The 14346-nt window shown below is 49.9% G+C and carries 10 protein-coding genes; 7 read left to right on the top strand and 3 right to left on the bottom strand.

Translation table 11 applies throughout. The annotated features are described in order from the left end of the window. The 3 genes from VJY99_RS03995 to putA all read right to left on the bottom strand — a co-directional run. On the bottom strand, positions 1-301 hold a 301-nt coding region (locus VJY99_RS03995), incomplete at its 3' end, for a hypothetical protein (RefSeq protein WP_324116531.1). Next, positions 298-1038 (bottom strand): hypothetical protein, encoded by a 741-nt coding sequence (locus VJY99_RS04000; RefSeq protein WP_324116533.1) that lies wholly within the window; start codon positions 1036-1038, stop codon positions 298-300. The genes VJY99_RS03995 and VJY99_RS04000, both read right to left, overlap by 4 nt. A 238-nt stretch (positions 1039-1276) precedes the next feature. Then, positions 1277-5239, bottom strand: coding sequence for a trifunctional transcriptional regulator/proline dehydrogenase/L-glutamate gamma-semialdehyde dehydrogenase (gene putA / locus VJY99_RS04005; RefSeq protein WP_324116535.1), 3963 nt, complete (start codon positions 5237-5239; stop codon positions 1277-1279). Positions 5240-5704: 465 nt separating this feature from the next. On the opposite strand from putA, the gene putP reads away from it, so the two are divergent. From putP to chbC, 7 genes are all read left to right on the top strand, one after another. Continuing rightward, positions 5705-7213 carry a sodium/proline symporter PutP gene (putP, locus tag VJY99_RS04010; RefSeq protein WP_324116537.1) on the top strand — a complete coding sequence of 503 codons (1509 nt, stop codon included), beginning with the start codon at positions 5705-5707 and terminating at the stop codon, positions 7211-7213. A 218-nt stretch (positions 7214-7431) separates the two neighbouring features. Beyond that, positions 7432-8265: an iron uptake transporter permease EfeU gene (gene efeU, locus VJY99_RS04015; protein WP_324116539.1), complete on the top strand. Its 834-nt coding sequence runs from the start codon at positions 7432-7434 to the stop codon at positions 8263-8265. A gap of 62 nt (positions 8266-8327) precedes the next feature. Then, positions 8328-9452 (top strand): iron uptake system protein EfeO, encoded by a 1125-nt coding sequence (gene efeO, locus VJY99_RS04020; protein WP_324116541.1) that lies wholly within the window; start codon positions 8328-8330, stop codon positions 9450-9452. 18 nt (positions 9453-9470) lie between these two features. Next, a complete protein-coding gene (efeB, locus tag VJY99_RS04025; protein WP_324116543.1) occupies positions 9471-10754 on the top strand; it encodes an iron uptake transporter deferrochelatase/peroxidase subunit in 1284 nt (427 codons plus the stop codon). Positions 10755-11360: 606 nt separating this feature from the next. Beyond that, entirely contained in the window at positions 11361-12149 is a 789-nt protein-coding gene (gene phoH, locus VJY99_RS04030; protein WP_324116545.1) for a phosphate starvation-inducible protein PhoH, read from the top strand. Between the two features lie 262 nt (positions 12150-12411). After that, on the top strand, positions 12412-12735 hold the full coding sequence (locus VJY99_RS04035) for a PTS sugar transporter subunit IIB (protein WP_324116547.1): 324 nt from the start codon (positions 12412-12414) through the stop codon (positions 12733-12735). A 217-nt stretch (positions 12736-12952) separates the two neighbouring features. Further along, positions 12953-14311: a PTS N,N'-diacetylchitobiose transporter subunit IIC gene (gene chbC / locus VJY99_RS04040; RefSeq protein WP_324116548.1), complete on the top strand. Its 1359-nt coding sequence runs from the start codon at positions 12953-12955 to the stop codon at positions 14309-14311. The last annotated feature ends 35 nt before the right edge of the window (positions 14312-14346 follow it).

Raw genomic sequence — 14346 nt, forward strand, 5'->3', positions numbered from 1 at the left:
AATGTATCATTCCCCAGGGGGTTTTCTTGTAAGCGAAGATACCATCTGCGGGGCTATTTTTCGGATATGTTTTTCTTAGTTGGTCGAAAAACAAAGCAGATTTTTCATCAATAACTTGAGACTTGTTGTCGATAATATCAATCCATAAATTAACACTCTTTATTAAGGTGCTCTTGTCATTTTGTGAGAAAACATATTGATACTCATCAGTATTTAGGCTGATATCTAGTTTGCTTTTATCATCGCTATAAGCAAAAACATGCGGCATTAATAGAAGAGCATAAAGCAATATTCTCATCATTTTCTCACGTCACCGTGTATTTTTTGTATGTCTGTTTCAGGTAAAGGATCAAACTGATCGGGAACCAGAAGCCAGGGACCGGACACCCCATAATAAAAAATAGGTGAACCATATAAAACACAGAAATTTTTAAACCACATATAGGGGTTCACCATTGACAGGTTATAAGTGATCATGTCGGCAAGCAGGTTGCCGGTACCTACAACTGCACCATGTCCGTCAGGTGTGGGAACGCCACAGGAAGATAAAATGTCTCTGGCTGTTTCTGCACAAGTGTCATTTGTGGATGCGTTAAAAAACACTTTTTTTGTATCAACTTCATGAGTAAATTGAGTACTCTTTGCTTTTATCTTTTCTGCTTGTTTTTTAGATATACGTAATCTGAACATCTGTGAAACTTCTTTTATTAGATAAGTAGTATCTCCAGGTCTTTCTCCATTATATTCATTGGTTATCTTCCCACGTTCCCCATATCCCAAAGGACCGAAACTGAAAAATGTGTCAACAATATCAAAAGATGATAATGGCTCACGCTTAGTGATATAGAAAAATACATGACCAAAATCTACAGAGAGATTCAATGTCTCATTGTAAAATGCCTCAGGGTGATTGGTTTCAAAGCCAATGGTGAGTATATATTTGCATTCGCGGCTTATGGTCACCTTCACAATATTGACTTCATTTTGTTTGGATAGTCTAGTTGTTGCGGTTGATGATCTTTCCGGTAATTTTTCCATTTTAAGCTTCCTTTGTCTTTTGGCGTAGATTACCCCTATGTTTTGCTAACGGCAATGTATTGAGAGAAGTGTTGAATCTATTTATTTATGGTATTGATAGGTTTGTGACTAATGATAATGTGAAGGATATAATAGATGGGGTTATTTAAAAAATGGGAGCTAAGTCTTGTTGGTAAAATACGGCAGAATGCAACAGGGTGGATAGACTTATCGCCTATCCACCCGATAAATACCAACCTTAGCCGATTGTCATCAGACTGGCGTTCCCTCCGGCTGCTGCGGTGTTCACGCTCAGTGAGCGTTCAACATACAAACGCTCCAGTAACAGATTGGTTTCACCGCGCGCAAAGCCTTGCACTGACACGATTGCGCCATCACGGGCGGCGACTTTTTCACACAGCGCACGCAGTTGGTCGGAATCACCGTGGTAAATCACCGCATCAAACAGCTGGCCGAGCAGCGTCTCTTCTTTGGCAAAATCGATGTGCTGTTGCACCCGAGCAGGAAGCGTTTTGGCCAGTTCACGATGTAGCTTGTCATCGGCCCACAGCGCACGGCTGCCAACACTGGTCACTGCCGCCAGTTGCACCAGCGCATCTTGCTCATTATCGGCGATACACAACACGCGTTCACGTGGCATTAAGGCGTAAGTGTTGCGCTCGCCCGTTGGCCCCGGTAATTGGCGCAGCGTGCCGCTTTGTGCGAGTGTTGCGAAACGTTCGCACTGGGCTTGTAATTCACCTTTGCCCGTCGCCCACTGCGTCAGTTCCTGATGAGACTCCTGTAAGCTGGCTTTCAGCGTGGTATCTACGGGTAATGCAGCATCCTGGCGATTTAACGTCGTTTGCAACGCATTGTCCGGACGGTTCGCCAGTAAGCGGTACAGATACAGCGGGCCACCGGCTTTCGGACCAGTCCCTGATAAACCTTCGCCACCGAATGGCTGCACACCCACAACTGCGCCCACCATATTGCGGTTAACGTACATGTTGCCGACATGCGCGGAACCGGTCACCTGAGCGATAGTTTCATCAATACGGGTATGCACGCCAAGTGTCAGGCCATATCCGGCGGCATTGATTTGGTTAATCAACGCGTCCAGATTGTTGCGGTTGTAACGCACCACGTGCAGCACGGGGCCAAACACCTCTTTTTGCATCTCGTCGAAGCTTTCGAGCTCAATCAGGGTCGGTGCGACGAAAGTCCCGCTCTGCCACTCTTTGGCATCCACATTGTTATCACGCATCGCCTGGAACACTTTGCGGCCTTTGTTGCGCAAAGTCTGGATGTGTTGCTCGATATTCTGTTTGGCTTCGGCGTCGATAACCGGGCCGATGTCAGTCGTCAGGCGGCCTGGGTTACCCATACGGCACTCTGCCATCGCCCCGCGCAGCATTTGCAGCGTGTGCTCGGCAACATCTTCCTGAATACACAGCACGCGAAGTGCCGAACAACGCTGTCCGGCGCTATCAAACGCCGAGGCCAACACATCAACAACGACTTGTTCAGTGAGCGCTGAAGAGTCGACGATCATCGCGTTCAGACCGCCAGTCTCAGCAATCAGCGGGGTTGGGCGGCCTTGTGGATCAAGACGGTCAGCAATGTTGCGTTGTAGCAGTGTGGCAACTTCGGTGGAACCGGTAAACATCACGCCACGGACTCGGGAATCACCCGTCAGTTGTGCACCAACCGTTTCACCACGGCCTGGTAGCAATTGCAACACCCCCGCAGGCACACCGGCTTCAAGCAGAATAGAAACACCCAGTGCGGCTATCAGTGGCGTTTGTTCAGCCGGTTTTGCCAGCACGCTGTTACCTGCGGCAAGGGCGGCGGCAATTTGGCCGGTGAAGATAGCCAGTGGGAAGTTCCACGGGCTGATACAGACCACTGGGCCGAGTGGGCGGTGGGTTTCGTTATCGAAATCATCGCTCACCTGACCGGCGTAATAGTGCAGGAAATCCACCGCTTCACGCACTTCAGCAATCGCGTTGCTAAAGGTTTTACCGGCTTCACGGACCAGAGTGCCAATCAATTGCTGCATCTGGCCTTCCATAATCACGGCGGCACGTTCAAGAATTGCGGCACGCTCTTGTGGTGGTGTGGCAAACCAGATTGGCGCGTTGTTTACCGCACTTTCCAGCGCTTGTGACACCTCTTCCGGAGTGGCTTCGCGAGTAAAGCCCACGATGTCTGTCGGCTCTGCTGGGTTCCTTACAGCAACCAAATCACCTGACGCAACGGCATTTTCCAGAATCGGCAACGCCTGCCATTTTTGAACGGCGCTGTTAAGCAGGGCGGAGGAGAGTGACGCCAGGCGATGTTCGTTGGCTAAATCTAAGCCGCTTGAGTTGGTGCGGCCCGTTCCGTACAGCTCTTTTGGTAATGGGATTTTGGGATGTGGCAGACCGAGTTGGCCTTCTTTGCTCGCAATCGCTTCGATGGCGGTAACCGGGTCGGCCACTAACTCGTCGAGCGGTAACGTGTTGTCAGCAATACGGTTAACAAAGGAGGTGTTGGCGCCGTTTTCCAGCAGGCGACGCACCAGGTAGGCCAGCAGCGTTTCATGCGTGCCGACTGGCGCGTAAATACGGCAAGGACGGTTCAATTTGCCATCGGCAATTTTGCCCACCACTTGATCGTAAAGCGGTTCACCCATGCCGTGCAGACACTGGAATTCATACTGACCAGGGTAATAGTTTTGCCCCGCCAGGTTGTAGATTGCCGCAAGCGTGTGGGCATTGTGAGTGGCAAACTGCGGGTAAATCAGGTTTGGCACAGCCAGCAGTTTCTTCGCACAGGCCAGATAGGAAATATCGGTGTAAACCTTGCGCGTATAAACCGGATAACCTTCCAGGCCATCCATTTGTGCGCGTTTGATTTCGCTGTCCCAATATGCGCCTTTCACCAGGCGAATCATCAGGCGGCGACGGCTGCGTGACGCGAGATCAACCAGGTAATCAATGACAAACGGGCAGCGTTTTTGGTATGCCTGAATCACGAAACCGATGCCGTTCCAACCCGCCAGTTCGGGTTCGAAACAGAGTTTTTCCAGCAGATCGAGGGAGATCTCCAGTCGATCAGCTTCTTCAGCATCAATGTTAATCCCCACGTCATACTGGCGAGCCAGCATGGTGAGAAATTTCAAACGCGGATATAACTCTTCCATCACGCGGTCATACTGCGCACGGCTGTAGCGTGGATGCAGGGCTGAAAGCTTGATAGAGATGCCCGGGCCTTCATAAATGCCACGGCCATTAGAGGCTTTCCCGATGGCGTGAATCGCTTGCTGGTAAGAAACCATGTATGCCTGCGCATCGGCGGCGGTTAATGCGGCTTCGCCCAGCATATCGTAGGAGTAGCGGAACCCTTTTTCTTCCAGTTTGCGGGCGTTGGCTAACGCTTCGGCAATCGTTTCGCCGGTCACAAACTGCTCGCCCATTAAGCGCATCGCCATATCCACACCTTTGCGAATAAGCGGCTCGCCACTCTTACTGATAATACGGTTGAGTGAATGGGACAGGCTGGCTTCGTTGTGCGTAGAGACCAGACGGCCAGTAAATAGCAAACCCCAGGTGGCGGCGTTCACAAAAAGCGACGGGCTGCGGCCAATATGCGAATGCCAGTTACCGTTGCTGATTTTGTCGCGGATGAGTGCATCGCGCGTTGCTTTATCTGGGATGCGCAGTAACGCTTCGGCCAGGCACATCAGCGCCACGCCTTCTTGTGAGGAAAGCGAGAACTCTTGCAGCAAACCTTGTACCATGCCCGCCCGGCCTGTTGCGCTCTTTTGGTTGCGCAGTTTTTCAGCCAGTTGATAAGCCAGTTTATGGGTTGGCTCGGTGAGAGCTTGTGGCAGGCGCGCCTGCTCCAGAATCATTGGTACCGCATCGGTTTCTGGACGACGCCAGGCGGCGGTAATGGCCGCGCGTGTGACTGATTGCGGTAGAATTTGTTCAGCAAAGTCGAGGAAAGGCTGGTGCGCTTCGTCAACGTGGGAGGCCGTTTCGTCACTTTCGTTGGCTGCACCCGCTAACAGGGCAGGGAGCTCTGGCAATTCGTCATTATTTTCGAGGCGTTCCAGATAATTAAAAATCGCCTGTTTAATCAGCCAGTGTGGTGTGCGGTCAATGCGTAAAGCGGCTTCTTTGATGCGATCGCGCGTTGCGTCGTCCAGTTTTACGCCCATGGTAGTGGTGGCCATTAGTGCTCCTGACCCGTCATCCTTTGAGCTGCATAGGTGTTGGCTGCAACTCAAATGAGATTGGGTAAATATCTAGGGTTGATAAAAGTTATCCGGCAATATCTATCATGTTGCAACTTTGTGCAACCTTGTTAAATGTGAGCCGTATAGCAAGCTGAAAAAAGAATGAATTGTTAAATAATAAATAAGAAAGTTGTCTGGCTAATCCTTTGCAGGAAGGGGGGATTTATGGACATAGTTAACACTTTCTACAGGTGCAACCGTAAAAAGCGTGAGCGAGTGCAACCTCCAGGGAAAAGCTATTTTTTGTATGGTGAAATTATTGTGAATGACGTGTTAAATCGTTTGTGAATTAAAACTGCTTCCTGCAGGATACGGTCGCAAACCGAAATTACTATAAATAAACTGTGCTGCGTTCCGGCACGGTAATACCGGGTAGAACCGGGAATAATCTGGAGAACTTGCATGACCATGAGTACACCAATGCTGGTGACCTTCCTCATCTATATCTTTGGCATGATATTGATTGGGTTTATCGCCTGGCGTTCAACCAAAAACTTTGATGACTACATTCTGGGCGGTCGCAGCCTGGGTAGTGTGGTTACGGCGCTTTCAGCTGGCGCATCCGACATGAGTGGCTGGTTGTTAATGGGGCTGCCTGGCGCCATCTTCCTTTCTGGTATTTCGGAAAGCTGGATTGCCATCGGCTTGACGGTTGGCGCTTACATTAACTGGAAACTGGTCGCTGGGCGTTTACGTGTTCACACCGAAGTGAACAATAACGCACTGACTTTGCCTGATTATTTCACGGGTCGATTTGAGGATAAAAGCCGCATCCTGCGCATCATTTCGGCGTTAGTTATCCTGCTGTTCTTCACCATCTATTGCGCATCGGGCATCGTGGCGGGGGCTCGTCTGTTCGAAAGCACCTTCGGCATGAGCTATGAAACCGCGCTGTGGGCGGGTGCGGCGGCAACCATCATTTATACCTTCGTTGGCGGGTTCCTGGCGGTAAGCTGGACGGATACCGTGCAGGCCAGTCTGATGATTTTCGCCCTGATCCTGACGCCGATTATGGTGGTGATTGCGGTGGGTGGATTTGACGATTCGATGGCGGTTATCAAGCAAAAAAGCATTGAGAACGTCGATATGTTGAAAGGCCTGAATTTCGTCGCAATTATCTCGCTGATGGGTTGGGGCCTGGGCTATTTTGGCCAGCCACATATTCTGGCGCGATTCATGGCGGCAGATTCCCATCACACGATTGTCAAAGCGCGTCGCATCAGTATGACGTGGATGATTCTGTGCCTGGCGGGTGCGTGTGCTGTGGGCTTCTTCGGTATTGCTTACTTCACCAACAACCCATCGTTAGCCGGGTCTATTAACCAGAACAGCGAGCGGGTGTTTATCGAACTGGCGCAACTGCTGTTTAACCCATGGATTGCAGGCATCTTGTTATCAGCAATTTTGGCGGCGGTAATGTCGACACTGAGCTGCCAGTTGCTGGTGTGCTCCAGCGCAATCACTGAAGATTTGTATAAAGCCTTCTTGCGTAAAGATGCTGGGCAAAAAGAGCTGGTCTGGGTCGGGCGTTTCATGGTGCTGCTGGTTGCGCTCATCGCTATCGCATTGGCGGCTAACCCTGAAAACCGCGTACTTGGCCTGGTGAGTTACGCTTGGGCAGGTTTCGGTGCGGCGTTTGGCCCGGTAGTGCTGTTCTCGGTACTGTGGTCACGTATGACGCGTAATGGGGCGCTTGCGGGCATGGTAATCGGTGCATTGACCGTGATTGTCTGGAAACAGTTCGGCTGGTTAGGCCTGTATGAAATCATCCCAGGCTTTATCTTCGGCAGCATCGGTATTGTAGTTGTTAGCTTGCTTGGTAAAGCACCAAGTGCCTCAATGCAGAAGCGCTTTGCCCAGGCGGATGAGATTTATCACACCGCACCCACGAGCAAATTGCAGCCTGAATAACAGGTTATTGCTGAACTAAATTACCCCTAAAGGGCCGCTAAAATGCGGCCCTTTTTATACCCGTCTATCGGCATCTCGAAGTTACTCGGGTATACAACTATTTATAAATATCTTAACAATCCGCTTGTGTTTATTTTTGTGGTAATGATAATCACAATCGTTTTTGTTTTACCTTTCTTTACGTCTTTTGATCTGGGTTCACAGTTGGAGTGTCAGGAATGTTCGTTCCGTTTCTCATTATGTTGCGCGAAGGCCTGGAAGCCGCGCTGATTGTTAGCTTGATAGCCAGCTATCTTAAGCGCACACAGCGTGGCCAATGGATTGGTGTCATGTGGATTGGGGTTGTCGCAGCAGCTGTACTCTGCCTGGGTCTGGGCATCTTCATTAACGAAACTACCGGTGAATTCCCGCAAAAAGAGCAGGAGTTATTTGAAGGCATCGTCGCGGTTATCGCGGTCTTTATCCTGACCTGGATGGTGTTCTGGATGCGCAAAGTGTCGCGCAACGTCAAAGTCCTGTTAGAGCAGGCGGTAGACAACGCATTACATAGCAAAGGAAGCCATGGCTGGGCGCTGATTATGATGGTGTTCTTCGCCGTCGCCCGTGAAGGGCTAGAGTCGGTATTCTTTCTGCTGGCGGCATTCCAGCAGGACGTCGGTATCATGCCGCCGCTCGGAGCATTGCTCGGTCTGGGCACCGCCATTGTTTTGGGCTTCTTGCTGTATTGGGGCGGTCTGCGCATGAATCTGGCCGTGTTCTTCAAATGGACCAGCTTGTTTATTTTACTGGTAGCCGCAGGGCTTGCTGCGGGTGCGGTTCGCGCATTCCACGAAGCGGGGCTGTGGAACCATTTCCAGGATATCGCTTTTGATCTGAGTAACGTTCTTTCAACGCATTCCCTGGCCGGTACGCTGCTTGAAGGCATTTTTGGTTATCAGGAAGCGCCGAGTGTCAGCGAAGTGGCGATGTACTTTATCTACCTGGTTCCCGCGCTGGTGTTGTTCTTTATCCCCCCACGTCTGGGTAGCCAGGCGACAAATAACGTTCGTTAATGATCTTGCGGTGAGAAATCACCGCTTAGTGACAACATACTCATTTTTTAAAGGGATTGGCCATGACTACACATTTTCGTCGTAAAGCCCTGCATGGTGCGTTGTTTGCGCTTGCCACTTCAGCCTTCGTGGTACAAGCCGCCGATGTTCCTCAGGTAAAAGTCACTGTTACCGATAAACAGTGCGAACCGATGAACATCACGGTTAACGCTGGCAAAACCCAGTTCATTATTCAGAATAACAGCCAGAAAGCGCTGGAGTGGGAAATCCTCAAAGGGGTGATGGTTGTCGAAGAGCGTGAGAACATCGCACCAGGCTTCTCGCAGAAGATGACGGCGAACCTGCAAGCGGGTGAATACGACATGACGTGCGGCCTGCTCAGTAATCCGAAAGGCAAGCTTATCGTTAAAGCCGTGGGCGACCAGGCTGCACCGAAAAACGATCTGCTCGCATTGACTGGCCCCATTACAGAATACAAAGCCTATGTCACCGCGCAAGTGGCCGAACTGGTTAAAGGCACCAAAGCCTTTACTGACGCGGTGAAAGCAGGCGACATCGAAAAAGCCAAATCTCTGTATGCGCCAACCCGCCAGTATTACGAGCGTATTGAACCGATTGCGGAACTGTTCTCCGATCTGGACGGTAGCATTGATGCCCGTGAAGATGATTACGAGCAGAAAGCGAATGATCCGAAATTCACCGGTTTCCACCGCCTGGAAAAAGCGCTGTTTGGTGATAACTCCACCAAAGGCATGGAAAAATATGCTGATCAATTGAATACCGATGTGCTGGATCTGCAAACGCGTATCGCTGAACTCGCCTTCCCACCAAGTAAAGTGGTCGGTGGTGCAGCGGCGCTGATTGAAGAAGTGGCAGCCAGCAAAATCAGTGGTGAAGAAGATCGTTACAGCCATACCGACCTGTGGGACTTCCAGGCCAACGTCGATGGTTCACAGAAAATCGTAAACTTGCTGCGTCCTTTACTGACAAAAGACAACGCACCGTTGCTGGCGAAAGTGGATGCCAACTTCAAGAAAGTCGATACCATCCTGGCAAAATATCGCACCAAAGAGGGTTTTGAGACTTATGACAAACTGACTGATGCTGACCGTAACGCTCTGAAAGGGCCGGTAACAGCATTGGCTGAGGACTTGTCTCAACTGCGCGGTGTTCTGGGTCTGGACTAGGTTTTATGGACAAGTTAGATGGAAGAAAATAGCAAACACGGCGACCACCAACCGGGGCGCCGTCGGTTACTGAAAGGTTTGGGTGCTCTGGGTGGCGCCCTTGCCGTTGCGGGTGGTTGCCCGGTCGCGCATGCGGCAAAACAAGAAACTTCTCCGGGTACGTTGCCGCCTGACGCACGTATGGAGAAGCAACCGTTCTACGGCGTGCATCAGGCTGGAGTACTCACGCCACAGCAAGCGGCGATGACGCTGGTGGCTTTCGATGTGCTGGCAAGTGATAAAGCGGATCTCGAGCGCTTGTTCACATTGCTGACTGCGCGTTTCAGCTTCCTGACCACTGGCGGCCCGGCACCGGATACACCTAATCCTCGGATGCCGCCAATGGACTCCGGGATCCTCGGTGCGGAAATTTACCCTGACAACCTGACTATCACGCTGTCAGCGGGGGCTGCGCTGTTTGACGAACGCTTTGGCCTGAAAGGGCAGAAGCCGACAAAGCTGCAAAAAATGGAGCGTTTTCCCAACGATTCGTTGGATGCCAGCTTGTGTCATGGCGATTTGCTTATCCAGATTTGCGCGAATACGGCGGATACCGTTATCCACGCGTTGCGGGACATCATCAAACACACGCCAGATTTGCTCAGTGTGCGCTGGAAGCGGGAAGGGTTTATTTCCAACCACGCAGCGCGTTCACGTGGCAAGGAAACCCCCATCAACTTGCTAGGTTTTAAAGATGGAACCGCCAATCCCGATAGCAGCAATCAGCCGCTGATGGATGAAGTGGTTTGGGTGACGGGCAATCAGCAGGAACCCGCGTGGGCGGTGGGTGGCAGCTACAAGGCAGTGCGCATCATTCAGTTCCACGTTGAGTCATGGGACAGAACGCCACTGAAAGAGCAGCAAACTATTTTTGGCCGCGATAAACACAGCGGTGCGCCGCTGGGGATGAAGAATGAGCATGATGAACCTGATTATGCCGCCGACCCCGATGGCAATGTGATTGCGCTGGATGCGCATATTCGTCTGGCAAACCCGCGTACCAAAGAAACTCAGTCAAACCTGATGATGCGCCGGGGTTACAGCTATTCGTTAGGTGTTTCCAAATCTGGTCAACTGGATATGGGATTGTTGTTTGTCTGCTTCCAGCATGACCTTGAGAAAGGTTTTCTACAAGTGCAGCAACGGCTTAACGGCGAAGCGCTGGAGGAGTATGTGAAGCCAATTGGCGGGGGTTACTTCTTTGTTCTGCCTGGCGTTAAAGATAATCAACATTACTTAGGGCAGGGGCTTTTAGAAGCTTAAGCCTGACGGTGGCGGGTGACGCTTGCGTTTACCCGCCTCACCACCGCTCCACTCTCACCACCGCTCCACTCTCGCGTGCCGCATCCTTCCGCTGCTAATTTTTAATTTTCTAACAATTTGCCCGTCTGTTGTTCATTCAATTTTTATATGACTATAGCATTGATATAAAAGTGTAATATTTGTATGGCATAAACATGATTAGCGCGTGACGAAACGCGAGTGTTTAATTAAAGTAAAATAAGTGTTGCAATTTAGATAAAATTTGATGTACTTAAAACACGAGCGGTAGTTCCCGGCTGTGAATGTTAATCACAATGGAGACAGCGCATGGTAGGGTCCTGTACTGGACGATTAAACAAACATCTTACCCGCATCATCCAGCGCGGAGGTCTCTCCTCCGGCTTCGCAGTCTTTACCGCTAAAATCCCGAATTCCTTAACAACTCAAGGTGTCAACGATGCGCTAAGCGGCGTATTTCGTCTAACTGGTGCATCCTCTCAACCGGCAGTTTATGGCTTAAAAGGAAGCCAAACCTCATCCGTTAGTCAGCATCATCGCGTATCTGAAAGTGACGCGGGAAATGAAACCAACTGTAAGGTGCCATCCATGGGAAGACAGAAAGTAGTGATCAAAGCTCGTCGCGAAGCAAAACGTGTGCTGAGACGGGATTCACGGAGTCACAAACAACGTGAAGAGGAATCGGTCACCACGCTTGTGCAGATGAGCGGCGTTGAATCTATCGGCATGGCCAGGGATTGCCGTGATAATTCGCCAATAGCGGCGCGAAATGAGGCTCAACAGCACTATCTTAATGCCATCGAGAAAAAGCAGCTGATATTCGCCACTGGCGAAGCTGGATGCGGCAAGACGTATATCAGTGCGGCGAAAGCCGCTGAGGCCCTGATACATAAGGATGTCGACAGGATAATTGTTACCCGCCCGGTCCTGCAAGCTGACGAAGATCTCGGCTTCTTACCCGGGGATATTTCGGAAAAATTCGCGCCTTACTTCCGCCCGGTGTATGACATCCTGGTGCGACGTTTAGGCTCGTCTTTCATGCAGTACTGTCTGCGTCCCGAAATCGGTAAAGTAGAAATTGCGCCTTTCGCTTATATGCGCGGACGCACCTTCGAAAATGCAGTGGTTATTCTGGATGAGGCGCAGAATGTCACGAGCACGCAAATGAAAATGTTTTTAACGCGTCTTGGGGAAAACGTGACGGTGATCGTCAATGGCGATATCACGCAATGTGATTTACCACGCGGTGTTCAGTCCGGCTTGAGCGATGCACTGGCACGTTTTGAAGAAGATGATATGGTCGGTATCGTCCGATTTGGCAAACAAGATTGTGTGCGCTCAGCCCTTTGCCAGCGCACGTTGAATGCCTACGACTGATTTCTGGTGTGATAGTTTTGCAAAGCCCAAACTCTGTTTGGGCTTTTTTCTTTGCGCGAATTATTTACCCAAAATGTGAAGGGTATCAAAACGGATAGTCAAGGAGAGACAATTTTTGGCTCCTGCAAATTATTCCCCGTCAGATTGTTGCCGTATACTTCTTTCAACCAGAAACAATCGTAACTTACTGATGATTCGCTTTTGCAGGTGTGGGTTGTGTTGATATCCGACATGCAGGCTATTGCAACGTGAGGAAACTATTTTGACTAAAAAACGTATCTACCTATTTTGTTCTGCTGGAATGTCCACTTCATTACTTGTATCAAAAATGAAGGCTCAAGCAGAGAAGTATGAAGTGCCGGTTATTATTGAAGCCTGGCCTGAAACCCTGGCAGCAGAAAAAGGCCAGGATGCAGATTTGGTGTTACTTGGGCCGCAAATCGCTTACATGCTTCCAGAAATTCAAAAAGTATTACCGGGTAAAACTGTCGAAGTTATTGATTCGGCAATGTACGGCAAAATTGATGGATTAGGCGTGCTGAAAGCAGCCGTCGCATCAATCAAGAAAGCAGCAGCAAACAGTTAATTTTATACCGTCATACTTCAAGTTGTTGATGCGTTGGCTGCTCGCCTTTGCCCCAGCCACATAGTTTTCTATGCTTCTGGGGACTCAAGCGCTTGCCGCTTTCCCACAACTCGAATTATTTTGGGTATATCACTTTTATTTTGTTTCATTTTTCCGTCAAAGAACGACCTTACACAACCTGGCCGCAAGAATCTTGCGGCAATAAAGGATATTCCAAATGAGTAAAGTCATTGATTCACTTGAAAAGATATTGCTTCCTTTCGCAGTGAAAATTGGGAAGCAACCGCACGTCAACGCAATTAAAAATGGTTTCATCAAATTAATGCCATTGACCCTTGCCGGGGCCATGTTTGTCTTAATCAATAACGTCTTTTTGAGTTTTGGCGCCGGTTCCTTTTTCTATTCCTTAGGTATTCGCTTAGATCCCTCGACCATTGAGACCCTTAATGGGTTAAAAGCCATTGGCGGCAATGTGTATAACGGCACATTGGGTATTATGTCGCTAATGGCGCCTTTTTTCATTGGTATGGCGCTTGCTGAGGAACGCAAAGTTGACCCTCTTGCAGCCGGTTTATTATCCGTTGCGGCATTTATGACTGTGACTCCCTATAGCGTAGGTGAAGCGTATGCGGTAGGGGCTAACTGGTTAGGGGGGCAGAATATTATTTCCGGTATTGTTATTGGTCTGGTTGTCGCGGAATTATTCACGTTTGTTATCCGCCGCAATTGGGTTATTACTTTGCCAGATAGCGTACCGACTTCGGTATCGCGTTCTTTCTCTGCCTTAATTCCAGGCTTTATTATCCTGTCTATTTTCGGGATTATTTCCTGGTTGCTTGCTAATCACGGTAGCAACTTCCACCAGATCATTATGGATTCCATCTCTACGCCGCTGGCGTCGATGGGTGCGGTGGTGGGCTGGGCGTATGTGATTTTCAACTCCCTGCTGTGGTTCTTCGGTGTGCATGGTTCACTGGCGCTGACCGCGCTGGATAACGGCATCATGACGCCATGGGCGCTGGAAAACATCGCTATCTATAACCAGTATGGCTCTGTACAGGCGGCGATTGACGCTGGCAAAGAGTTCCACTTCTGGGCGAAACCGATGCTCGACTCCTACATCCTGTTGGGGGGTTCTGGTGCGACACTGGGTCTGATTATCGCCATCTTCATGGTTTCCCGCCGTGCAGATCACCGTCAGGTGGCGAAACTGGCACTGCCATCAGGCATCTTCCAGATTAACGAACCTATCCTGTTCGGTCTGCCAATCATCATGAACCCGGTTATGTTTATCCCGTTTGTGCTGGTTCAACCGATTCTGGCCGCTATCACGCTTGCCGCTTACTCTCTTGGCATTATTCCACCGGTTACCAACCTGGCACCGTGGACCATGCCGACCGGCTTAGGTGCCTTCTTTAACAGTAACGGTAGTGTCGCCGCTCTGTTGGTGGCGCTGTTTAACCTGGGTGTCGCGACCATGGTTTACATGCCATTCGTTATCCTGTCGAACAAAGCGCAGTCGGTTATTGAAGAAGAAGAAAGTGAAGAAGATATTGCTAACGCTTTGAAGTTCTAATCTTAAATTCTGAAAATCTTGGGCTGGGGATAAGG

This window comes from Buttiauxella sp. (assembly GCF_035271705.1).
Classification (GTDB): Bacteria; Pseudomonadota; Gammaproteobacteria; order Enterobacterales; family Enterobacteriaceae; genus Buttiauxella.